A 21,393-nucleotide genomic window follows, 5' to 3' on the forward strand; every position below is an offset into this window, starting at 1 on the left:
TTCCCGCTCCGCCTCGCTCCGCGTCCCTGACGGCCGGCGCCCCCCGCTGACCCGCCGCCCCCGCCCCCCCCGGCCCCGACAGACGAGCAGCCGTGACGGCTGGTTGCACATGCCGATGCGCAGCGATGCCGGGCGCTGCGCAATCTTGGGACGGGGGCTGCGCAACGCTGTGACTTGCTGTGGTCGGGCCAGATGGTGGGGGGCTCCCCCGACTGCGGCCACCGCTCCACACGCGCCAGCGCCGGCCGGCCCGGCGAGCGGTACCAGTTGACCGCCACCTCGACCTGGACCGTCACCTGGCAGGTCACCTGAGGCGGAGCCGACGCCGGGCAGTTCACCGAGACCCGCCGCAGCACCATGGGCGTCCGGGTCGGCGAGGCCCAGGTCCTCAACTGACGCAGCCCTGGCGGCTGATGCGGGCCAGCGTCGCGACTGCCGCAGCCAGCGGATCCCCTGACCGCGTGATTACCGACCTTCGCGGCGTGATGTCGTTGGGGGCTGACGGGGTGTGATCGTTGCGGTATGCCTGTTGTGTGAGGTATCCGCAGGGTGGTGGGCCGATGCGCTGGACCACCTTCGAGGACTTCAGGCCCACGATGACAAGCGCCGCGTCACTGTCGGTGACCGAGGCCGCCATGAAGGCGCCGTCGGGCTGACCGTGGACGACATGATCTTGCCGTTGTTGATGACCCGGCGGTCACCTGTATGGGGCGAGCGTCGACGACGTGTCCTGGACCAGGAACCTCTTCGACAGCGGATTGATTGAGCGATAAGGTCATACGTATGGCAACCGAGTCGCAATCCGCAACCCGTCTGATCCCGCGACGCCTGCCTGCCAGCCGCTTGGGTGTTGCAGTCGTTTCCGAGCTCGTCGACCTCATCGTGACGGGCCAGTTGAAGGAAGGCGAGTTGCTGCCCCCGGAGGGTCCGCTGAGCGAACACTTCGGCGTGAGTCGTACGGTGCTGCGTGAATCGGTGAAGCGGCTCGAGGAAAAGGGCCTTGTGATCGTTTCCCAGGGTCGCGGCACCCAGGTGCGGGCGCCGGGCTACTGGAACATGCTCGATCCGGTGGTGCTGTCCGCGTTGATCGACAACGATGAGACGCTCGGTGTCCTTGACGAGCTGACGATCGTGCGGGCGAGCCTCGAGTCGGCGATGGCGGGCGCGGTTGCCGGTTCTCGCAGCGCAGATGAGTTGAGGAGGCTGGAGAACGCGTTGACCGCGATGCGTGAAAGCGAGTCCGAGACGGACTCCTTCCGGCAGGCGGATGTGGTGTTCCACTACGCGCTCATGGAGATCTCCGGCAACCGGCTGGCGGAGAACATAGCCAAGCATCTGTACAAGCGGGCCGTGGAGTCCAGCCGCTACCAGGGCATCAACCCCCCTGACGCGGTTGAGCTGACGCTGCATGAACACGCGGCGATCCTGGATGCCATCTCCAGGAAGGACGTCGCCGCCGCCCAGAAGGCGATGCACGATCACATCCACGTCTCGTGGGAGCGCCGTCGGCTGCCCGACCACGCGCCGAGGGCGCACGGCCGGGCGCTCGATCAGGACAGCGAGTAGACGTCGGCGGCGTTGCCGCCGAACACCCGCGCCCGTTCCGAGGGGGAAAGCCCCTCCAACAGCGACTCCAGAGCGGACTTCCAGGGCGCCACTCCGCCGCCCAGTTCGGCCAGCGGCCAGTCGGAGCCGTAGAGCAGACGGTCGGCGCCGAAGTATCCCAGAGCGATCATCACCGGTGCGGCGAGATCATCCGCGCGCCATGATCCGGGGGCGAGGCCCGACGTGAGTCCCGAGACCTTCGCGACGACGTTCGGCTGCCGCGCGAGCTCCCGCAGCCGCGCCGCCCACATGCTCCTGTCCTGCCCGGGCCCGGGCGGACCGCCCAGGTGATCGAGCACGAAGCGGAGGCCGCTGTGGCGCGCGGCCAGACGCGTCGCCTGCGGGAGCTGCCACTCACGCACGACGAGGTCGAAGCAGAGGCCCTCCCGCTCGAGGACGGCGAGGCCCGCACCGATCTCCTCGCGCGTCAGCCACTCCGGGTCCGGGTCGATGTGGACCAGATGCCGCACCCCGACGACGGGGACAGCGGCGTTCTCGCGGATCCGGTCGAGCTGGGGTCCGACCTCCGCCGCGAGGTCGACCCACGCGACGAGACCGGCGACGGCCGGCGAGTCCAGCCCGGCGAGCCGGATGCTCTCGTCGAGGCTGTTGCTCGACTGCACCACCACAGCACCGTCGAGACCGGTCGAGTCCAGCATTCCGCTCAGATCGGGGGCGCCGAAGTCGCGGGCGATCGGGGCCATGGTCTCCGGGTCGATCCAGTCCTGCGGGTCCACGGCCCGGTTCCACAGGTGCACATGTGCGTCGATGCCCGCACTCATGCGAGGTGCCATACTTCCTCGACGGGCTGCCACAGAGCCCCGGGATCGCGCTCCTTAGCGATCCTCACCTGGCACGGGTCGGTTTGCGTCCACCATTCCTGCGAAGCCGGGTCGTCGGCGATCCGCCGCATGTCCGCCTCGTGGTCGGCGCCGACGTACTCGTAGTAGGCGAAGAGGATGTCGCCGAAGATGAAGATGCTGTAGTTGCGCACGTTGCACTCGGTGAGCTTGCGCTCGACGCTCGGCCAGACGGCACGGTGCAGCGCCAGGTACTCCTCGCGCTTGTCGGGCCGCACACCTACGACGAAGGCCCTGCGCTCGGGTCGACGGGTCATCGGGTTCGGCCTCCGCGGGGCGTCGGGTCGTCGATCACGTCAGGTTCGGACACCAGCCGCAGGGCGGCGCGTTCGGGCCGGATGTGCGGGCCGGTCGCCGCGGGCCGGGGGGGAGCGGCGTCGGCCGGTGACATCTGGGACTCGTCGACGACGATCCCGATGCCCGGGCGATCGCCCAAGACGATGCCTCCGTCGTCGAACTGCTGGTCGACGTCGAGACCGACGGGGAAGTGAAGGTCCTGGACTTCGTAGGTCAACAGGTTCGGTACGGCGGCGGCGGCGTGCGCCACCGGGTTCGCGTTGTACGCGACGGGGCTCACCGGCAGGTCGTGCGCGTGCGCGAGCGTCGCGACGCGGAGGAAGTGGGTGATCCCCCACACGTTGCCGACCTGCACGATGTCCACCGCGTTGGCGTCGAGCAGAGGGCGGTACTGCTCCAGCCCGGTCAGGTTCTCGCCGCTGGCGATCGCCGCGCGCACCTTCCCGCGCAGCGAGGCCATGCCGGCCGCATCCCATCGGCGCAGCGGTTCCTCCACCCAGGTGAGGTCCATGCGCTCTTCGATGGCCGCGACATACCGGGTCGCCTGGGCGTGGTTCCACGACTCGTTGGCGTCGAACATGAGCGCCGGCCGGCGGGAGTTGCGGCTGAGGACGTCGCGCATGATCTCCAGCCGGGGCAGGTCGCGGTCGAGGTCGCGGCCGCCCTTGAGCTTACCGGCCTTGAACCCGCGGTCCGCGAACCGGCCGTAGAGGACGGCGAGGTCCTCGTCGGTCAGGCCGTACTCGAGACCGGACGCGTATCCGGGGACGAAGCGCTCGCGGGCTCCGAGCGTCCGCCAGAGCGGCTCGTCGGCAGCCTTGGCCTTGATGTCCCAGAGGGCCATGTCGACGGCGCCGATGGTGCCGAAGGTGGATCCCGAGTGACCGGCCTTGAACACCCAGTCGAGCATGCGGTCGTACAGCGCCATGACCGAGCGCGGGTCGTCTCCCTCGATCGCAGGGAAGACACGGGCGATGTCGGCATGGGCCCCGAGGCCCACTCCCTCGATTCCGCTGTCGGTCTCGATGATGAGGACAGGGACCGGCGTGGCGTGGCCGGGCTGGACACCGTTGACGTCCCCGGTGATTCTGCCCCAGTCGTGAACGGTGTTCAGACTGCGGTACCCGGTGATCTTCATCGGCGGTGGTTCTCCTTGCAAGTGCGAGTGGTCATTCCTTGGTTCCTCCAGCTGTCATGCCTGCGATCAGGAATCGCTGGGAGAACAGGAAGACGACCAGGACGGGCAGGATGGACACGATCGTCCCCAGCGCCAAGGTGGGCAGCTGGACGGAGTCGGATCCCGCAGAGCTGGGATTGAAAGCCGGGGTTGACGCCAGGAGCGAGGTGAGCCCGACCTGGATCGGATAGCCGTCGCTCGAAGGCAGCATCACGAACGGGAGGAAGAAGTTGTTCCAGTTCTGTACGAAGCTGAAGAACGCCACCAGGGCGACGATCGGGGCGGCCAGCGGAAGGGCGACCCGGGTGAAGACCTGGAACCCGTTGCAGCCGTCGATGCGCGCGGCGGCGAGGATGTCGCGAGGGATGCTGGTCGAGAAGTAGATGTAGGTGAGATAGACGCCGAACGGGAAGAACGACATGGGCAGGATCACCGACAGCGGGCTCCCGATCAGGCCGACGCTGTTCAGTTCGAGGAAGATGGGCAGCACCAGCGCGGTGTTGGGGATCAGCATGACGACGAGCGTCAGCACCAGCAGCGCCTGCCGAAGCCTGAACTCCGTGAGTGCGAGGGCGTAGCCGGCGGGGATGCTCACGACGAGCGTGATCACCAGAGCGCCGATCGCGTACAGCGCGGAGTTCCCGATCCAGGTCGTCACCGCACCGTCCTGGAAGTCGAACAGCTGGTGCCAGTTGGTGACGAGATCCGACCACGACCCGAGCGAGAACGGGTCCGCGACGACGAGAGACTTCGAGGACTTCCCGACCGCGAGGAGCAGCCAGACGATAGGGATGGCGAAGAACAGGACGAAGACGACGAGGAGGACGCCTACGATGGACCGGCCGCTCCACCCGCTGAGGCTCGGCCGGCGGCGTGCGGCGGAGAGTGCTGCCATGGTCATTCCTTCTCGAACAGGCCGCCGCGGGTCACGAACACCCAGGACAGCAGGAGTGCGACGACCAGCAGGATCAGAGAGATCGCGGCCGCGCCGTTGAAGTCGTTCTGCTGGAAGGCGTACTGGTAGGCCAGCTGGTTGAGCGAGTAGTCGTTGGGCACCACCGCGTTGCTGGCCTGGCTGAGCAGTTGCGGTTCGACGAACAGCTGGGTGCCGGCCGCAAGCGACATGACGCCCATGTACGCGACCCACTTGCGCAGCATCGGAAGCTGGATCCGCAGCGCGATCTGGACGGCGTTCGCTCCGTCGATGCGTGCGGCCTCGATCACCTCGGTGCTGATGTTGTTGAGGGCGCCGTGCATGATGAGGATCCATCCGCCGGCTCCGGTCCAGAACGCGATGATCGCGAAGATCGCCGGAAGGTGGCCGGGCTGGATCACCTGCACGAAGCTGTCGAACCCCATCGTCTTGAGCAGACCGCTGACCGGGCTCGCGGTCGGATCGAGGACGAAGAGCCACAACAGGACGCTGGACGCGCCCGCGAGCGCGCCGGGCAGGTAGTAGACGAAGCGCAGGGTCGTGCTCACCCACCGCACGCCGATGGCGTGGACCACCAGCGCCAGGCCGACGACGAACACGACCAGGCCGAGGAGCCAGATGATGAGATAGGTGGTCACGTGGAACACGGCCGGCCAGAACCGGAAGTCGCCCACGACCGTGGTGAAGTTGTCGATGCCCGCGAATCCGCCGTCGGCGTTCGTGAAGGCCAGGACCACGGCGTAGAGCGACGGCGCGATCCCGAAGACGATGGTGAGCAACGCGTAGGGCGAGACGAAGAGATAGCCGATCGGACTGCGAACGGAGGCGCGGCCGGCCGCCCGGCCGCTGCCCCGGCCCGGCCGCCGACGCCCGGAGGCGTCAACGGCCGGCCGGCCACTCGGAGGAGCCAGGGTCATGTCAGTTCACCTTGTATCCGTTGACCTTGGCCTGGTTCTCGATGGCCGTCTGCCAGGTCGGCAGCAGGTCCACGACCGACTTGCCGTCAGTGATCCCCGGGGTGATGGTCTTGGCCCAGATCGCCTCCTGGCTGAACATGGGGTAGCCCCAGCCGTCCCAGACCTGCGACGCCGCGGTCACCACCGGCTGCAGCGGGGTGGCGTAGTACTTGCTCGCCTCCTGCTTGGCGACCCACTTCTGTGCGGCGGGCGCGTACGCCGGGTAACCCGGTGCGACGTCGACCTGGTACTCATCGGCGGTGGTGACGAACTGGACGAACTTCGCAGCGGCCTTCAGGTTCTTCGAATGGCTGGAGACGAACCAGGTTCCGCCACCCACGTTGCCCGTCACCGCCCCGCTCTCGCCCTTCCACGGCAGCGGTGCGGCGACGCCGAGCTGGCCGGCCGGCACGTTGAGCGACTGGGGGTTGTTGAAGATCGCGCCGGCGTACCAGGCCGGACCCGGCATCATCAGCACCTTGCCCGAGTACTTCTTCAGGAACTCGGGGGTGAACACGCTGACCACCGGAACGGTTCCGTTGTCACGGAGGGTGTCGAGCAGCGAGGCCGCCCGCTTGCACTCGGCCGAGTCGGTCTTCACGGTGAGGGACTTGGGGCCGGGCACGTCATTGGCCTGGCACTTGCTCCCCCACATGAACACCTCGGGCGTCCAGGCGTCGCCGGCCGTTCCGACGATGTAGCCAGGGTGCTCCTTGGCGACCTTCTCCCCGAGCGCCTGGTACTCCTCCCACGTGGTGGGGACGGCGTAGCCGAACTTGTCCAGCAGGGACTTGTTGTACCAGAGCACCGCCTGGGCGAGGTCGTTGCGCAGGCAATACACGCGGCCGTCCACCGTGCAGGGGTTGAGCGAGCCTTCGGTGAAGTTGCCGAGCGTGTCCTTGGGGACGAGGCCCTTGTCCAGCACAGCCGCGAACGCCTGCTTGCCGCCGCTCTTCTGGCTGGCCCATGCCGCGTCGTTGTTTTGGCTGGAGAAGACGACGTCGGGCCAGCCGCTGCCGGCGCGGTCGAAGAGCTGCATCTTCGTCCGGAAGGAGTTGGACCCGTTGGCAGACCCGTCGTAGGTGACGACCTTGATCCTGGTGTCCGGGTTCGCCTTCTGGAACGCCTTCGCGGCGGCCTGCCGGTCCGCGTCCACCCAGACGGTGATCGTCGAGGAGGCCTCCTGCTTGGCCTCGGGAAAGCCGTACGCGCCGTTCGCCGCGGTGCCCCCGCCGCCGCAACCGGCGAGGGTGAGGAGCGCCGTTGCGGCGCCTATGACGGCAGCGGTCGACGTTTTACGGCGCGAGCGCACCGCAGTGTGGATTCCGGCCATGAGATGTCCTTTTCTTGTCGACTTCGTTGACGACTCCGCGCCAGGACTGTAGGGCATACGTATGATGTTTGTCATCAGCTTGAGTGGCCCGTTGTTGTTCCGATTTTGACGGGTACGTCGAACGGCGGGCCGATGCGGGTGCTCGCCGTCGCCCGCGAGCATGAGGGCAAGGTCCACTGGCAGTTGGGGGCGTGAGCCGACTTGGCTCCAGGAGACCCTCTCGCCGCGTACTACGTGCTCACAGCGGTGGAGCGCAACTCGGCCGCGTCCAAGGGTGGTTCAGTCACCCACCTGTTCGGGACGCGGCCCCGGGCTTCCGGACCGCGTCCGCCGGTCCGCCTCGGGCAGGCGGGCGGGGGACCGGCCGGTGTCCGCCCGGTTGCACGATCGGGGCGGGGCAGCGAAGGCCCGCTCCCACGGGGCGATGCCAGGCGCGATCCGCACAGCGGCGTCAAGCGCGGGCTGCACCCGTCGATTTTCGGCCGTAGGGCGAGGTCTGTGTGTTCCTCCGCGGCGGCCACCGGGTGGCCGAGGAGTTTTACGACTGGGTTGCGCGCAGCGATCCACGCAGGCGTGTCAGCCTCTTCGTCCGCCTGACGCCGACGGCGGTCCCGCCGGCGACGCTCTGCGCGAGCGTGGGCCGGCCGGCACGACGTCCGTGCCGAACAGGCGAACCGGATCCGGTGACGGGGCGCTTCCAGAGCGGTGGAACCTCGCTCTCGTGGTGTGTGGTGCGCAACGAGCCGCCGCCCGGGGGCCGTCGACTCCGACGCGTCCTACCCCGGCCGCCTCGTTGCCGAGGCGGCCGGGGCCCAGGTCAACGGTGCTGTCCGTGCACCGGCCGCGCCGCCGGCGCCGGCCGACTCGTGGAGGTCGCCGACGCCGGCGGCGCGAAGCCCCGTCGACCTCGGGGGTTGGCACGCGCCCGTCCGTCAGGCAGCCCTCATCGGCCGAGCCAGCCACCGTCGACCGGGAGAACCGTTCCGGAGACGTAGCGCGCGGCGTCCGACGCCAGGAAGACGGCAGCTCCGGCGATGTCCTCCGCCGTTCCCCACCGCCCTGCCGGTATCCGCTCGAGGATCGCGCGGGACCGGTCGGGGTCGTCCTGGAGGGCCTGGGTGTTGTCCGTCGCGATGTAGCCCGGGGCGATGCCGTTCACCGTCACACCGTGTCCGGCCCACTCGTTCGACAGCGCGCGGACCAGTCCCGCCACGCCGGACTTGGCGGCCGCGTAGCCGGGCACGTTGATCCCGCCCTGGAACGAGAGCAGGGAGGCGGTGAAGACGATGCGTCCGTGCCGTGCCTCCAGCATCCGCCGCCCGAGGACCTGGCTGAGCACGAACGTGCTCGTGAGGTCGACTTCGAGCACCTCGTCGAACCACTCCACGGGGTGCTCGGCGGCCGGAGCGCGGCGGATGGTCCCGGCGTTGTTGACCAGGATGTCCACCGGGCGCTCGCCCGCGGCGAGTTGCTCGGCGAACCGGGTCACCTGCCCCCGGTCCGCGAAGTCGACGCGGTGTCCCGAGAACGTGCGGCCGAGCCCGCGCACGCGGTCGCCGATCGCCGATGACTCCGGATCGAGGGTGGCGGAGACCCCGACGATGTCGGCACCGGCAGCGGCCAGGGCCTCGGCGACGGCGAATCCGATGCCGCGCTTGGCGCCCGTCACGACAGCGAGGCGCCCGGTCAGGGCGAACGGGTTCATGACGCGCTCACCTCGACGAGCAGCTTCATCGCCTGCCCGGCCTCGAGGACACCGAAGGCCGACTGGACCTCGGTCAGGGGCACGATGCGCGTGATGAGCTTCTCTGCCGGGATGGCGCCTTCGGTCAGGAGCTCGATGGCGCGCTCGAAGTCGTGGCGCTGGTAGACCCGGGCGCCGAGCAACCTCAGCTCCCGCCAGAACACGCGGTGCAGGTCGACGGGGCGCGGTTGCGGGTGGATGGCCACCACCACGAGGGTGCCGCGGACCCTGGCCAGGCTGGTCGCGCCGAGCACGGCGGCGGCCGAGCCGGAGACCTCGAACACGACGTCCGCTCCGGCGCCGTCCGTCCACTCCGCCACCCAGGCAACCTGGTCGACCGACGAGGGGTCCAGCGTCGTCAGCCCCATCTCCTCGGCAGCGGCCCGCCGGGTGGGGTCGATCTCGGCGACCACGACCTCGGCACCGGACGCGGCGGCGACGGTGGCGATGAGAACACCGATCGGGCCCGCACCGATGACGACCGCCTTGTCGCCCGCGGTAAGTTCGGAACGCCGTACGTCGTGAACCGCCACCGCGACGGGCTCCACCAGCGCGGCGTCCCGCAGCGGGATTTCCGAGGGCAGCCGCACGAGTGTCCATGCCGGTACGTTCCAGAACTCCTGAAGGGCTCCGGGGCTGTCGATGCCGATGAAGTCCAGGTTCTGGCAGATGTGCTCGTTCCCCGCACGGCAGGCCGGACACGTCCCGTCCCAGGCCAGCGGCATGACGGTCACGGCGTCACCCACCGACCAGCCTTCCACGCCGGCGCCCAGGGCGACGACCGTGCCCGACATCTCGTGCCCGATCGTCGCCGGCTTGCCGACCCGGCCGTCCATGTCACCGTGGAACACGTGGAGATCCGTGCCGCAGATGCCGACATAGGCCACGGCGACCCGGACCTCGCCCGGACCCGGCTCCGCCGGTTCCCGCTCCTCTACCGCCATTGTGCGCGCGCCTGTGTAACTTGCCGCCAACATGCCGATCGACCCCTCCTCGCTACGTCGCGGGCCGTCCCGGCCCACAGCCCGCGCAGCCTAGCAGCACAAACATCATACGTATGCTCTAGTGATTACACTCCTCCCTCGTGACCAGCAATCCACTGCCACGCGACCACGCATCCATGGAACGGACGCTGCCGACCCGGGAACTGCGCACCGGGCACCAGCTCACGGAGTTGGGCCTGGGCGCCGCCCAGTTCGGCAACCTGTTCATCGAGACGACCGACGAGGAGTCGTGTCGCGCCGTCAGAGCGGCGGTGGAGGAGGGGATCCGCTACTTCGACACCGCGCCGCACTACGGCCTCGGGCTGTCCGAACGCCGCCTGGGGGACGCCCTTGGCACGACCGCCCCGCGAGGTGCGGTCCTCTCCTCGAAGGCCGGGCGCCTACTCGTGGACAGCCCGCAGACGAGTCACCTGCTCGACGACGACGGGTTCGTCGTGCCGGCCGCGAAGAGACGGACCTGGGACTTCAGCCGCGACGGGATCCTTCGTTCCGTGGAGGAGTCGCTGGAGCGGCTCGGGACGGACCGGCTCGACATCGCCTATCTGCACGATCCGGACGACCACTGGGGGCCGGCGTCGTCGAGCGGGATCGCCGCCCTGGCCGAACTCCGGGACCAGGGCGTCGTCGGCGCCATCGGTGCCGGTATGAACCAGGCGGCGATGCTCGCCGAGTTCGTGAGGCGCACCGACGTCGATGTGGTCATGGTCGCGGGGCGGTTCACGCTTCTCGATCAGTCGGCGCTGGACGAACTGCTGCCCGTCGCCGCCGCCCGCGGTGTCGGCGTCGTCGCCGCGGCGGTCTACAACTCCGGCTTGCTGAGCACCAGGTCCGTGGACGGCTCGGCGACCTACGACTACGGGGCGGCGCCGCGGGCCGTCGTCGAACGCGCCGCCCGCATCGCCGCCGTCTGCGAGCGGCACGGCGTCGAGCTCCCTGCCGCCGCCGTCCAGTACCCGTTGCGCCACCCCGCGGTCGCCTCGGTGGTGACGGGGATGCGCACCGAGGAGCACGTGCGCAGCAATGTCGCTCGGTACCGGGCGGAGATCCCTGCGGCGCTGTGGGAGGAGCTGCACGTCACAGGGCTCGTCCCCGACCCGGTCCGGACGATCTAGTGGCTCGTCACGCAGCCTTGGCCGGGTAATCGGTCCATGATCGGATCGGGTGCATCTCGGCGATGAACTCCGGGTCGGTGGACGCCCTCCACGTGGTCGTGGTCTTCCAGGAGATCTTGCCGGTGCGCAGGATCCGGCGCAGGGTCTCCCGGCTGATGGCCGCGGTCACCTTCTGCTTGATCAGTGGTCGGCGAGCTTGCTCAGGCTCCAGGTGGAGAACGCGGTGATCTTCCAGTCGGGGGGGGTCCGGGCGATCAGGCAGATGTGCTCGCGCACCCGGTCACTGATCGTCTTGGGGCGTCCCCCGCTCCGTTTTGGGTCCAGCGCGTCCAGTCCCTGCTCGTTGAAGGCGTGGATGACATCGCGGACGTAGCCTCGCTGACCTGCATCAGCACAGTGATGTCCTTGACCGTCTGGCCCTGGGCGGACATCAGCACCACGATCGCCCGGCGGAGTTTCACCGGGTCCTTCGCACTCCGGCTGATCCGCCGCAGCCTCCTGCCCTCCTCCATGCTCACCGACCGGACGAACGCACTCGGTCGACGCCCCACGACCGCCTTCGAGATCAGATCTTGGGGACAGTCTGCTGACCGACGCGCAGCAGGTCGATTACCCGGCTAAGGCGGCGTGACAAGCCACTACCTCCGGGATTCCAAGTCATACGTCACATGAATCTTGTGGCAAACATCATACGTATGCTAACTCTGTGTCGGGCATCAACGCCCCTATCACAGGAAGCGATCGAACATGACATTGACGTCAGACTCGACACGCTCAGTGAGCAGACGACGGAGGCTCCGAGCCGGCGCCCTCGCGGCGCTCGGCGCCTGCGCCGTCATCGCGTCAGCGCTCACTCCCCTGCAGGCGCAAGCCGCGCCTCGGACGGTGTACTTCGCGGCCCCGGACGGTAAGGACGCCGGACACTGCAGCGAGTCGAAGCCGTGCTCGCTCGAGCGGGCTCAGCATGTTGTCGGCCCGGCCGCCAAGCATGGTGACGTGACCGTTCAGCTCGCCGACGGTACGTACCGCCTTTCCGAGCCCCTGCGGTTCGGATCCGGCGACGGCGGCGGCGACCACACCGTCGAGTGGACCGCCGCCCCGGGGGCCCACCCCGTGGTAACCGGGGCCTCGAAGGTCACCGGCTGGTCCCGGTCGGCGGCGGGGTCGGGCATCTGGGAGGCGGACACCCCCAGCGGCCTCGACACCCGCCAGCTCTACGTGAACGGCGTGATCGCCCCCCGTGCCGCCATCCGCCTGGCCAACGCGGACGTCACTCCCACCGCCACCGGTCTCACCATCAAGAACCCCGCCCTGAGCTACCTCGCCACGCTTCCCGACCAGGGGCGCATCGAGTTCGAGTCGCTCGGCGACTTCACGAACCGCTACTCGCCGGTCAAGAGCATCAGTGCCACCGAGATCACGATGGCCCAGCCGGCGTGGGACAACAACACGTGGGGCTGGGACACCGTCCAGAACTCTTTCCTGGCCGGTCCGAGCTGGTACCTCGACAACTCACTGAGCTTCCTCACCCAGGTCGGCCAGTGGTACATAGATCCGGGTGCCGGGAAGCTCTACTACAAGCCGGCGAACGGGGTCGACCCTAACCAGCTCGACATCGAGCTGCCCCGCCTGCAGACACTGATCAGCATCGGTGGGACGTACGACCAGCCGGTGACCGGTCTTGCCTTTGAGGGCATCCAGTTCTCTGGGACCTCCTGGCTGGGCCCCTCGACCGACGGGTATGCGGACCAGCAGAACGGCCTCTTCATCAAGGGTGCCTACGACTACCGCCCCGCCGATGCCTTCACCAGCTGTTCGCGCGGCTGCGAGATGTTCGAACGAGCGCGCACCAGCTGGTACCAGGAGCCCGCCGCCGTGCAGGTCTCCGCCGCCAGCCGCATCTCGTTCACCGGCAACACATTCACCAACCTTGGCCAGTCGGCGCTGGGCGTCGGAAACGATGCCAACGCCACGACCACCGGCGTCGGGCTGGGCGCCAGCGACATCAACGTGGTCGGCAACCGGTTCCTGGAGAACAGTGGGCACGGCATCGCGGTCGGCGGGGTACTGCCTGACGCGCACCACCCCAGCGACCCGAGGATGACCAACCAGAACATCCTGATCGCCAACAACACGATCAATCGCGTGGCGGTGGACTACAAGGACAACAGCGGCATCCTCAGCACCTATGTCACAGGCGCCCGCATCCTGCACAACGAGGTCTCCAACGTCCCCTATGACGGCATCGACACCGGTTACGGTTGGGGCATCAATGACGCCGGGGGGTCGAACGACTACGTCGACCGCGGCTACTACAAGTGGAACACGCTCTACACGACGCCGACTACGCTCAAGGACAACCGCGTCGAGGGCAACCTCGTGCACAACACGAAGGCACGCTTCGCCGACGGCGGATCGGTCTACAACCTCTCCGCCAGCCCGGGAACCGTGGTCGCCAAGAACTACCTGTTCAACATCTCAGGAGTCGGCCTCTACCTCGACGAGGGCTCGCGCTCGATGAGGTATGAGAACAACGTGGTCCAGGGCGGTTCCTTCCTCTTCACCAACGCGTACAGCCTCCGCAACAACACCAGCGACAACGTCATCCAGAACAACTGGTACAACTCGGGCGGAGCCTCGACGCCGAACGCCGCGGCACACAACAACAAACTGATCAACAACGTGAAAGTCACCGGCGCCAACTGGCCCGCGGGCGCACGAGACGTGATCTGCCAGGCGGGTGTCGCGCCGCAGTACCGGACGTCGCTCAACGCGAACCAGTTCGGCTTCAGCGGGTGCGCGGTTGATGCACCGGTCGCATCCGACCTCGCCACCGCCGGAGGTTCGGCCGTCAGCTCGTACTTCGGCCAGAGCGGCGATGGATTCGGGATCGCGGCGGCCGGCGCCGACGTGTGGGGCGCAGGCGGCCAACACGACGACCAGTTCGGTTCGATCTACCAGGCCGGCTCGTTCAACGCCGACTCGAGCGTGTCCACCCGGGTCGTGTCGGTCAACGACGCCAACGCCTGGGCCAAGTCCGGGGTCATGGTCCGCAACGACATGACCAAGGCGGGAGAGTCGGCCGGGTATGCCGTCGTCGCGGTCACCGCCCGCAACGGCGTCGTGTTCGAGTGGGACGCCAACGGCGACGGGTACCTGGACACCGACGCCCGCGCCAGCGTCGACGTCTACCGTCCCATCTGGGTGAAGCTCACCCGATCGGGCACGTCGTTCAACGCCTCGTACTCCTACGACGGTGCCAACTATGTCCCGATCGGTCAGCCCGTGACGTTGGCCTCGGCCGCAGCGAAGCAGGATGCGGGCATCTTCTCCACCTCCCACGACGCCGCCCAGTCAGCGATCAACCAGTTTGACTCCGGCGCCGTGACGATGCCGTAGGTGCCGCTCACGGTGGGTCGACGATTGGCGCGGCGAGGTGTTCTGGAGCGCGCCGGCAGACTGATGGTTCAGGTCCACGGCTCTGGCGGCGGGCGCATAAGAGGACCAGAGCACCAAGCGTGACCTGTCGTCGACCATCCGGCCGTGCGGGGCGGGCGTATGCTCGCCCCGCACGGCCTACTGGCCCAGTGCGGTGGACGTATGCAACCGGTGGTCGCAACCTACGTGTTCAGGGCCTTCGTGATGGTGGGTCGGCCGAGGGTTCCTGACGAGATTCAAGGGTTTTGCTGGGTCCAGATCCGGGCAGACTTGTCGATCGAGGTGGGCGTCGCGGCCGACGAAGCTGGCCGCCCCCTGCGGCTGCATCGCCAGGTGCAGGATCGTCTGGGTGAGCACAACAGTCCCGAGTAGATCGCCCGGCGGCTACGCAAAGACTTCCCCGACGGTCCGGAGATGTCGGTGTCACACGAGACGAGTACCGGCCGCTCTACGTCCAAGCCCGTGCGGACTCAAGCGACTGGCCTAGGACAGCGCCGCATTGATCTTGCGGGGGCCAAGCGGCTTTGAGCGGGGTGCCGTCGTAGGTCCAGCGGAACGGGTGGGCCTCGTCGTCGTAGGCGACGGTGAAGTCGCGGATCCGGTCGATGGGTCCTGGCGCGAGGTGAACTCACCGCGTCGCAGCAGTCGGCGGGCCAGGTCGCGAAAAAGATCTCGACTTGGTTGAGCCACGAGGCGTGTCTGGGCGTGTGGTGGACGGTGAATCTTGGGTGCGCTGCCAGCCAGGCCCGGGCCGCCTTCGAGACATGGGACGACCCGTTGTCCAGGACCAGGTGGATGGTCAGGGCCGGATCGATGGACTGATCCAGCAGGCGCAGGAAGCGGATGAAGGCGGCCGAGTCGTTGCGTGGGATGTCCTCGACCAGGGCCTGCCCGGTGTGCACGTCCAGGGCCGCGCTGGTGGAGGCGGTGCCGTCCCTGCGGTACTCGAACTCGCGCCGCTCGACCTGGCTGGGGCGGGCCGGCCGGGTCGGATAGCGCCGGGAGCGAGCCCTGCATCGCGGTCTTCTCGTCCACGCTGAGCACCACCGAGTGGGGCGGGCGGCGCGGGTAGAGCGCGCATATTTCGGTGGCCCCGGCGTAGAAGTCCGGGTCCTCCGGTCGAGTGAGCCAGCCCCGCACCAGGTGCGGCTTGAGGTCGAGGTCGGCCAGGATCCGCCCGACCTGGGACGCTGAGATGCCTGTGGAGGCCAGGCGCTTGGAGATGGCGCGGTGGGTCAGTGGCTGTCGGTTGCGGGCCGTGCGGAGGTGACGGTGACGACGATGGCCAGGTGCACGTCGGGGCCGTAGCGGCGGGAGCGGCCCGGTCGGGGGCGGCCTCCAGCGCGGCCAGTCCCTCGGCGGCGAACCGCTTGCGTCAGCGCCGCACGGTGTCCAGATGCTGGCCAAGCCCGCGGGCGACAGCCGCGTTCGCATCACCGTCGGCATTGGCCAGTACGCCCGGGCCCGCTGCACCCGGCGCAACGGCGCGGCCCGCGAACGCGTCAACTCCTCCAGTAACGTGCTCTTCACTGTCCCAGGCCACCTGGAACGGTCTTGACATCGGCACGCGCCCCACCCCTTCGGACTCCACGAACCGCGGTGATCATTGTCGGGGAGGAGCAGAGGTCCCGCCGGAACAGGGCGGGCATGGGTGGCAGGATGGCCGCCATGGCGAACAGCAGGAGTGCGAAGCGGGCCTCGCGGACGGCACCGGGCAAGACCGTCCACAAGATCAAGATCACCTTGCGGGACTCCCGGCCTCCGATCTGGCGCCGCCTGGAAGTGTCGTCAGGCATCACCCTGCGCGAGCTGCACGACGTTATCCAGGCCGCCTTCGGCTGGGAGGATTACCACATGTGGGCCTTCGACAGCGGCCGGGACCGATACGGCGTCGCCGACCGCGACCTGGGCATCCGCAACGCCACCTCCAAGCAGCTCCGCCAGGTGGCTGCCCACACCGGCGACCGGCTTCGCTACACCTACGACTTCGGCGACGACTGGGAGCACGACATCCTCATCGAGAACATCACCGAGCCCGAGCCGAACACCGCATACCCCCGCTGCCTCACCGGCCGCCGAGCCTGCCCGCCCGAGGACTGCGGCGGAATCTGGGGATACGACTACCTCCTCGAGATCCTCGCCGATCCTCACCACGAAGAGCACGAAGACCGCCTGGAATGGCTGGGCCTCGACTCCGCTGACCAGTTCGACCCCGCAGCCTTCGATCCAGCCGAGGTCAACACCGCGCTATCCGCCCAGGGGACCGTGCTCCTCAAGAACTGATACATCACTGCCCGCTGTCAGCAGCACCCTCACCTGCCGGCAGTGGTACACAGACCCCCGCAAGATCAATACGGTGCTGCACTAGCCGTCAGGCGGCCAGGCGCTCAGCAGCCTCGGCCCAGCGTCGGCAAGCCTGCCGACACCGCCCGTATGCTTGCACCCTTCTTGACAGGACCCGTCACCCGGACGGCACCCGGAGTTCCGCGTACACACAGCCGCAGCACCCCTTCGTCTCCGTACAGGCTCACACGCCTGACGTAGAGGCGGGTCCTGCTCTGGCCCGCGGCGATGGCCCCGATCTTCGTCAGCGTCGTCTCGTCGCTCGGCATCAGGACATGCAAGCGCCTGCTGGAGCGGATCGGAGCCAAGGAGGCCCCCGCGACGTCATCCCCGCTCCAGCGGATCCACATCCACAAGCCCGGAGCCGTGCCGCGGGCTCGGCGCCCGCGTGCACGTGCCATCAGATCCAGCCAGTGAGCACAGGAGTCCCGCCTTCGGCGAGAGAAGACCCACCACCGGCTACCTCCCCCCCAGAACCCCGCGGGCAAGCCCTGCGGCACAGGATGGGCCTTGACCCTTGATCCTGGACACACGAGACACCGGATCCTGAGGATCTGAGAACGGACGTCTCGTGGTCATGAAGAACTATCCGCCGCAGTTCAAGGCGGACGCGGTCGCGCTGTACCAGTCGCGGCCCGAGGCGACGATCAGGCAGGTCGCCGTGCACCGCGAGTTGGCAGTTCGGCGGACAACGCGCTCGCCGAGTCCTTCAACGCGACGTTCAAACGCGAGACGCTCCAGGGCCGCAAGACCTGGTCCAGCGAACACGAGGCCCGCCTCGACGCGTTCCGCCGGCTCAACCGCTACAACACCCGACGCCGACACTCCCGCCTCGGACAACGCAGCCCCATCGCCTACGAGACAGCACTCGACACACATCAACTACCCTGGCCGAAACCGCATAGCCCGTGTCCAAGATTCCGGGTCCAGGCCCACTCGCTGTCAGTGCACGATCCTGCACTTTGGCAGGATTCGGACCACATGCGCACGGCCCGCGGTGGCCCCACCCTGCACACCGCCGGGCAGCGGCCCGCGGGTGGGGCCGGGCGTCTTTAGACGGTGTCCTATGTGGTGAGGCGGAGCAGTCGCTTGTAGCAGCAGAGGGCTGCGGCGAGGCCGAGAAAGGCGAGGTAGTTGCGGGGATCCCGTTCGTGGCGGGGGCTGAGTCGGCGGTAGCCGGACAACCATGAGATCGTCCGCTCGATCACCCATCTTCGGCGGCCCAGTCGTGCGCTGGACTCGATGCCTTTGCGGGCGATGCGCACGCCGATGCGCTTGCCGCGTAACCATTTCCGCAGGTGGGGGATGTCATACGCCTTGTCGGCGTGCAGGCGTTGGGGCTTGAAGTGGCGGCCGCGGTGGGGTGGTGTCTCGTTTGGTGACCCTCGACCATGGGCTTCAGCGCTTCGCTGTCGTGGGTGTTGGCGGCCGAGACGCCGACGAGAAGGGGCAGTCCGTTCGCGTCCGACAGGACGTGCATCTTGGAACCCGGCTTACCTCGGTCCACGGGGCTCGGACCTGTGAGTTCGCCCCTTTTTAGCCCGCACGTGAGCGGAGTCGAGGACCACGCGCGAGACGTCGATGAGGCCGGCGTCATCGAGTCGGTGCAGTACCGCCTCGTGCAGGTGGCCCCACACGCCGGCCCTCGACCAGATCAGGAACCTGCGGTGTGCGGTCGACTTCGATATCCCGAAACACGGCGGTAGGGCCCGCCAGGCACAACCGATGACCAGCACGTAGATGATCGCCGCGAACAGCGTCTCCTCAGGGGTGTCCTGCGTTCCGCCGCCCTGCGGCCGCACCTTCGACGGTGAAATCAGCGGCTTCGCGATCTCCCATAGCCCGTCCGGAACAATCCAACTCCACGTACCCCGCCCCATGACCGACTCAACGAGCCTGCACCACATAGGACACCGTCTAAGCTTCCGGCGCGTCGGGCAGTCTGTGGACCTGCCCGGTAGAGCACGACGTACCTGAGCCCCTCCCCAGGAGGGAGGGGCTTGGGAGACTCAGGCGGCGGACGGGGTGGTGAGGGCCGTGGCCAGACGGCGGGCCTGCTCGTGGGCGTTGGCCATGGACTCCTCGTGCTGGGGCAGGAGCGAGGCCAGGGCGGGGCTGTGCAGGGCCATGGTCAGCTCCGGTATCACCGTGGTGACGTCCAGGCCGAGCAGCTCCTCCTGGCCGAGCACGTTCTCCAGGGTGGGCACGAGGTGGTCGAGGCCCTCCCTGGGCGCGCCGGGGCCGTAGGAGCCACCGCGGGCGGAGATCACCACGGCCGGGCGGCCGGCGGCGGGAGAGGGGCCGGGGCGGGCCACCGTGCGGCCGAAGACGATGATCTGGTCCAGCCACGCCTTGAACGACGAGGGCATCGTGAGGTTGTACATCGGCACGGCGAAGAGGTAGGCGCCGGCGCCGAGGAACTCGTCGATGAGCTCGTCCTGCAGAGCGGCGGCCGACGCCTGCTCCGGGGTGTACTGGGCCGGATCGGTGTCGCGGGCGGTGATGCCCGCGGCACTCAGGTGCGGCACGGGATCGGCTGCCAGGTCGCGGTGGACGACCTCGCCCTGCCAGGCGTCACGGAAGGACTGGGCGACCTGACGGGAGACGGACTCCTTGCCGAGCGAGGAGGAGTCGATGTGCAGCAGGTACGACATGGTGGAGCCTTTCGGAAACCTCGGAAACTTCGAAACTGATGTGCGAAGAGGGTGGGTCTGTGCTTCAAGGGCGGGTGGGCACGGCACAGCCGTCGTCGCCGCAGACCGCTGCGTCGCCGCCAGGTGTCACGGTGACCGGACGGGTCAGGTTCCACTCGGTGCGCAGCAGCCCGAGCAGGGCGTCGCTGCTCTGCGCACCCGACACGGCGTACCGGCCGTTGATGACGATGAAGGGGGCACCGCTCGCCCCGAGTTGCCGAGCCGCCAGCGCGTCTTTCCGCACCTGGCGGCGGTAGCGCCGCTCGGTGAGCACCTGGCGGGCACGCTCGCGGTCCAGGCCCAGCCGGTCGGAGAACCCGAGCATGTCGTCGAGCGTGAAGATCGACTCGGCCTTGCCGAAGTAGGCGCGGAAGAGCATGTTCCACGCTTCGCCGTTCTTGCCCTCGGCGGAGGCGTGGGCCAGGAACTCGTGGGCCAGATCAGTGTTCCCGACCCGGTTGTCCAGCACTCGGTAGGGGGTCAGGCCCTCGGCTGCGGCCATGCCCTCGATGTCCGGTACGCCGCCCTCCCCGGGCAGGGCACCGTACTTGGCCGACACGTAGGCGCGGACGCTGAGCGTACGGTCCTCGGGGAGATCACTGCCCAGAGGGAACGAACGGTGGATCACCTCCACCTGGTCGCCGTGCTCGAATCGCTCCACGGCCCGGCCCAGCCGATGGTCGCCCAGACCGCACCAGGGACAGGCGATCTCGGACCAGATCTCTACCCGCATGGCCTGACCTCCAATTCCTACTGTTTGTTCGTAACGCCATGATGGGCCAGTATGGAAAGCGATACAAAAGGCACATTGATGTGTGTGACGGAGAGGAGTGGGCGCCATGCAGGACGGCGTGGTTCCCGGGATGGCGGCGGCGGTCGGACCGTGCGCGAAGATCCCCGCTGATCGCATGGACTTCGTCCGCCAGGTGCTCGACCGGGTGGGCGACAAGTGGAGCATGCTGATCATCGGCGCGCTGGAGGGCGGCCCGATGCGCTACACCGACCTGCAGCGCCAGATCCCGGGCATCTCCCAGCGCATGCTGACCCACACGCTCCGCCAACTCGCGGAGGACGGGCTGGTCACCCGTACCGCCTACGCCGAGGTGCCACCGCGCGTCGAGTACGCCCTCACCCCGCTGGGCAGCGGCCTGATCGGCATCGTCCAGCAGTTGATCAGCTGGGCGGCCGACCACCACGACGAAATCCACACCAACCGCTCCCGCGCCGCGGCAACCGCTTCCACGGCGTCCCGACCGTGAGCTGCTGCGGGGCCCGGGCACTCGGCGACTGAAGTTCCCCCATGAACAGCTCGCCGGGGACGGGTGGGCGGCCTTCGCGGTCGCGCTGCCACAGGCCCATGTCCAGTGCGTCCAGGACGGGTTGGGTCTCCCTCGACATCGACGCGGACCAGCCGACGATGCGGCGGGAGAAGGTGTCCACGACGAAGGCGACGTAGACGACGCCCGCCCAGGCGGCGATGGGCTGAAGTCGGCTAACCAGGAGCGGTTGGGGGCCGGGGCGACGAAGTCACGGTCCAGGCGGTCCCGGCCCTGGCAGCCGCCGGGTCCGGGATGGTGGTGATCACCTTCTTGCCGCGCACCGCGCCGGCGATGCCGATCTCGCGCATCAGGCGTTCTGCGGTGCAACGGGCCACCGCGCGGCTCTGCCGGTTCAGTGCCCGCCAGATCTTCCGGGCCCCGTATACGCGGTAGTTGCTCTCGTGGACCTCCTTGATCAGGGTCTTGAGTTCCTCGTCCCGAGCCGATCGCGGCGAGGGCGACGTGAGGCGTTTCTTGCAGGCGTAGTAGGTGGAGAGGGCGATCTTGCAGCCGTGCTGGGCCAGCACGCGACGGATCGGCTCGACACCGCCGAAGCGGCTCCGGTGCTCGTCGATGAA

20 protein-coding genes and 3 pseudogenes are annotated in these 21,393 nt (G+C 68.3%); 8 read left to right on the forward strand and 15 right to left on the reverse strand.

Going from position 1 to position 21,393, the window contains the following annotated elements; all coding sequences use genetic code 11:
• Positions 1–783: 783 nt before the first annotated feature.
• On the forward strand, positions 784–1,566 hold the full coding sequence (locus ACWDUZ_RS36370) for a FadR/GntR family transcriptional regulator (protein ID WP_451636111.1): 783 nt from the start codon (positions 784–786) through the stop codon (positions 1,564–1,566).
• Here the strand turns inward: ACWDUZ_RS36370 and ACWDUZ_RS36375 are convergent.
• From ACWDUZ_RS36375 to ACWDUZ_RS36410, 8 genes are all read right to left on the reverse strand, one after another.
• On the reverse strand, positions 1,551–2,387 hold the full coding sequence (locus ACWDUZ_RS36375) for an amidohydrolase family protein (RefSeq protein WP_451636112.1): 837 nt from the start codon (positions 2,385–2,387) through the stop codon (positions 1,551–1,553). The genes ACWDUZ_RS36370 and ACWDUZ_RS36375 overlap by 16 nt on opposite strands.
• A complete protein-coding gene (locus ACWDUZ_RS36380) occupies positions 2,384–2,722 on the reverse strand; it encodes an L-rhamnose mutarotase (RefSeq protein WP_451636113.1) in 339 nt (112 codons plus the stop codon). Before ACWDUZ_RS36380 ends, ACWDUZ_RS36375 begins: the two co-directional genes overlap by 4 nt.
• Positions 2,719–3,900 (reverse strand): mandelate racemase/muconate lactonizing enzyme family protein, encoded by a 1,182-nt coding sequence (locus ACWDUZ_RS36385; RefSeq protein ID WP_451636114.1) that lies wholly within the window; start codon positions 3,898–3,900, stop codon positions 2,719–2,721. Before ACWDUZ_RS36385 ends, ACWDUZ_RS36380 begins: the two co-directional genes overlap by 4 nt.
• Before the next feature lie 31 nt (positions 3,901–3,931).
• Positions 3,932–4,834 (reverse strand): carbohydrate ABC transporter permease, encoded by a 903-nt coding sequence (locus ACWDUZ_RS36390; RefSeq protein WP_451636115.1) that lies wholly within the window; start codon positions 4,832–4,834, stop codon positions 3,932–3,934.
• A 2-nt stretch (positions 4,835–4,836) separates the two neighbouring features.
• Entirely contained in the window at positions 4,837–5,790 is a 954-nt protein-coding gene (locus tag ACWDUZ_RS36395; RefSeq protein ID WP_451636116.1) for a carbohydrate ABC transporter permease, read from the reverse strand.
• A 1-nt stretch (position 5,791) separates the two neighbouring features.
• On the reverse strand, positions 5,792–7,162 hold the full coding sequence (locus tag ACWDUZ_RS36400) for an ABC transporter substrate-binding protein (RefSeq protein WP_451636117.1): 1,371 nt from the start codon (positions 7,160–7,162) through the stop codon (positions 5,792–5,794).
• Between the two features lie 943 nt (positions 7,163–8,105).
• A complete protein-coding gene (locus ACWDUZ_RS36405; protein ID WP_451636118.1) occupies positions 8,106–8,867 on the reverse strand; it encodes an SDR family oxidoreductase in 762 nt (253 codons plus the stop codon).
• Positions 8,864–9,883, reverse strand: coding sequence for a zinc-dependent alcohol dehydrogenase (locus tag ACWDUZ_RS36410; RefSeq protein WP_451636119.1), 1,020 nt, complete (start codon positions 9,881–9,883; stop codon positions 8,864–8,866). Before ACWDUZ_RS36410 ends, ACWDUZ_RS36405 begins: the two co-directional genes overlap by 4 nt.
• 143 nt (positions 9,884–10,026) lie before the next feature.
• Between ACWDUZ_RS36410 and ACWDUZ_RS36415 the strand changes: the two genes are divergently transcribed.
• The gene (locus ACWDUZ_RS36415; RefSeq protein WP_451636134.1) at positions 10,027–11,022 is read left to right on the forward strand and encodes an aldo/keto reductase; all 996 of its coding nucleotides are present in this window, start codon (positions 10,027–10,029) and stop codon (positions 11,020–11,022) included.
• Between the two features lie 7 nt (positions 11,023–11,029).
• Here ACWDUZ_RS36415 and ACWDUZ_RS36420 read toward each other — a convergent pair whose 3' ends face one another.
• Both ACWDUZ_RS36420 and ACWDUZ_RS36425 read right to left on the reverse strand, forming a co-directional pair.
• Positions 11,030–11,191 (reverse strand): hypothetical protein, encoded by a 162-nt coding sequence (locus ACWDUZ_RS36420; protein ID WP_451636120.1) that lies wholly within the window; start codon positions 11,189–11,191, stop codon positions 11,030–11,032.
• 11 nt (positions 11,192–11,202) lie between these two features.
• Positions 11,203–11,604, reverse strand: coding sequence for a helix-turn-helix domain-containing protein (locus ACWDUZ_RS36425; RefSeq protein ID WP_451636135.1), 402 nt, complete (start codon positions 11,602–11,604; stop codon positions 11,203–11,205).
• Between the two features lie 414 nt (positions 11,605–12,018).
• On the opposite strand from ACWDUZ_RS36425, the gene ACWDUZ_RS36430 reads away from it, so the two are divergent.
• Together ACWDUZ_RS36430 and ACWDUZ_RS36435 are read left to right on the forward strand one after the other, a co-directional pair.
• Entirely contained in the window at positions 12,019–14,421 is a 2,403-nt protein-coding gene (locus ACWDUZ_RS36430) for a right-handed parallel beta-helix repeat-containing protein (protein ID WP_451636121.1), read from the forward strand.
• A gap of 201 nt (positions 14,422–14,622) precedes the next feature.
• Positions 14,623–14,832: a hypothetical protein gene (locus tag ACWDUZ_RS36435; RefSeq protein WP_451636122.1), complete on the forward strand. Its 210-nt coding sequence runs from the start codon at positions 14,623–14,625 to the stop codon at positions 14,830–14,832.
• Between the two features lie 98 nt (positions 14,833–14,930).
• On the opposite strand, the pseudogene ACWDUZ_RS36440 reads toward ACWDUZ_RS36435, so the two are convergent.
• Positions 14,931–15,434, reverse strand: a pseudogene (locus ACWDUZ_RS36440) (transposase); the annotation flags it as partial.
• A 422-nt stretch (positions 15,435–15,856) separates the two neighbouring features.
• Here ACWDUZ_RS36440 and ACWDUZ_RS36445 point away from each other — a divergent pair.
• The 3 genes and pseudogenes from ACWDUZ_RS36445 to ACWDUZ_RS36455 form a co-directional block, all read left to right on the forward strand.
• On the forward strand, positions 15,857–16,018 hold the full coding sequence (locus ACWDUZ_RS36445) for a hypothetical protein (RefSeq protein ID WP_451636123.1): 162 nt from the start codon (positions 15,857–15,859) through the stop codon (positions 16,016–16,018).
• Positions 16,019–16,128: 110 nt separating this feature from the next.
• On the forward strand, positions 16,129–16,743 hold the full coding sequence (locus tag ACWDUZ_RS36450; protein WP_451636124.1) for a plasmid pRiA4b ORF-3 family protein: 615 nt from the start codon (positions 16,129–16,131) through the stop codon (positions 16,741–16,743).
• Between the two features lie 732 nt (positions 16,744–17,475).
• Positions 17,476–17,664: pseudogene (locus ACWDUZ_RS36455) on the forward strand (integrase core domain-containing protein); the annotation flags it as partial.
• 203 nt (positions 17,665–17,867) lie between these two features.
• Here ACWDUZ_RS36455 and ACWDUZ_RS36460 read toward each other — a convergent pair.
• The 3 genes and pseudogenes from ACWDUZ_RS36460 to ACWDUZ_RS36470 form a co-directional block, all read right to left on the reverse strand.
• Positions 17,868–18,683, reverse strand: a pseudogene (locus ACWDUZ_RS36460) (IS5 family transposase).
• 129 nt (positions 18,684–18,812) lie between these two features.
• Positions 18,813–19,457, reverse strand: coding sequence for an FMN-dependent NADH-azoreductase (locus tag ACWDUZ_RS36465; RefSeq protein WP_451636125.1), 645 nt, complete (start codon positions 19,455–19,457; stop codon positions 18,813–18,815).
• Positions 19,458–19,521: 64 nt separating this feature from the next.
• A complete protein-coding gene (locus ACWDUZ_RS36470; protein ID WP_451636126.1) occupies positions 19,522–20,229 on the reverse strand; it encodes a DsbA family oxidoreductase in 708 nt (235 codons plus the stop codon).
• A 106-nt stretch (positions 20,230–20,335) separates the two neighbouring features.
• Here ACWDUZ_RS36470 and ACWDUZ_RS36475 point away from each other — a divergent pair, with 106 nt between their 5' ends.
• Positions 20,336–20,755 carry a winged helix-turn-helix transcriptional regulator gene (locus ACWDUZ_RS36475; RefSeq protein WP_451636127.1) on the forward strand — a complete coding sequence of 140 codons (420 nt, stop codon included), beginning with the start codon at positions 20,336–20,338 and terminating at the stop codon, positions 20,753–20,755.
• 233 nt (positions 20,756–20,988) lie between these two features.
• On the opposite strand, the gene ACWDUZ_RS36480 is transcribed toward ACWDUZ_RS36475, so the two are convergent.
• Positions 20,989–21,342 (reverse strand): IS3 family transposase, encoded by a 354-nt coding sequence (locus ACWDUZ_RS36480; RefSeq protein ID WP_451636128.1) that lies wholly within the window; start codon positions 21,340–21,342, stop codon positions 20,989–20,991.
• Positions 21,343–21,393: the final 51 nt, after the last annotated feature.

It is taken from the genome of Streptomyces sp. NPDC003393, assembly GCF_053589015.1.

What these genes read in the sequence shown, in the direction of transcription:
- ACWDUZ_RS36390 (WP_451636115.1), bottom strand. Translation starts at nt 4,834, where the DNA reads ATGGCAGCACTCTCCGCCGCACGCCGCCGGCCGAGCCTCAGCGGGTGG.
- ACWDUZ_RS36465 (WP_451636125.1), bottom strand. Translation starts at nt 19,457, where the DNA reads ATGTCGTACCTGCTGCACATCGACTCCTCCTCGCTCGGCAAGGAGTCC.
- ACWDUZ_RS36370 (WP_451636111.1), top strand. Translation starts at nt 784, where the DNA reads ATGGCAACCGAGTCGCAATCCGCAACCCGTCTGATCCCGCGACGCCTG.
- ACWDUZ_RS36475 (WP_451636127.1), top strand. Translation starts at nt 20,336, where the DNA reads ATGCAGGACGGCGTGGTTCCCGGGATGGCGGCGGCGGTCGGACCGTGC.
- ACWDUZ_RS36415 (WP_451636134.1), top strand. Translation starts at nt 10,027, where the DNA reads ATGGAACGGACGCTGCCGACCCGGGAACTGCGCACCGGGCACCAGCTC.
- ACWDUZ_RS36405 (WP_451636118.1), bottom strand. Translation starts at nt 8,867, where the DNA reads ATGAACCCGTTCGCCCTGACCGGGCGCCTCGCTGTCGTGACGGGCGCC.
- ACWDUZ_RS36450 (WP_451636124.1), top strand. Translation starts at nt 16,129, where the DNA reads ATGGCGAACAGCAGGAGTGCGAAGCGGGCCTCGCGGACGGCACCGGGC.
- ACWDUZ_RS36395 (WP_451636116.1), bottom strand. Translation starts at nt 5,790, where the DNA reads ATGACCCTGGCTCCTCCGAGTGGCCGGCCGGCCGTTGACGCCTCCGGG.
- ACWDUZ_RS36470 (WP_451636126.1), bottom strand. Translation starts at nt 20,229, where the DNA reads ATGCGGGTAGAGATCTGGTCCGAGATCGCCTGTCCCTGGTGCGGTCTG.
- ACWDUZ_RS36375 (WP_451636112.1), bottom strand. Translation starts at nt 2,387, where the DNA reads ATGAGTGCGGGCATCGACGCACATGTGCACCTGTGGAACCGGGCCGTG.
- ACWDUZ_RS36410 (WP_451636119.1), bottom strand. Translation starts at nt 9,883, where the DNA reads ATGTTGGCGGCAAGTTACACAGGCGCGCGCACAATGGCGGTAGAGGAG.
- ACWDUZ_RS36400 (WP_451636117.1), bottom strand. Translation starts at nt 7,162, where the DNA reads ATGGCCGGAATCCACACTGCGGTGCGCTCGCGCCGTAAAACGTCGACC.
- ACWDUZ_RS36380 (WP_451636113.1), bottom strand. Translation starts at nt 2,722, where the DNA reads ATGACCCGTCGACCCGAGCGCAGGGCCTTCGTCGTAGGTGTGCGGCCC.
- ACWDUZ_RS36385 (WP_451636114.1), bottom strand. Translation starts at nt 3,900, where the DNA reads ATGAAGATCACCGGGTACCGCAGTCTGAACACCGTTCACGACTGGGGC.
- ACWDUZ_RS36445 (WP_451636123.1), top strand. Translation starts at nt 15,857, where the DNA reads ATGCTGGCCAAGCCCGCGGGCGACAGCCGCGTTCGCATCACCGTCGGC.
- ACWDUZ_RS36435 (WP_451636122.1), top strand. Translation starts at nt 14,623, where the DNA reads ATGCAACCGGTGGTCGCAACCTACGTGTTCAGGGCCTTCGTGATGGTG.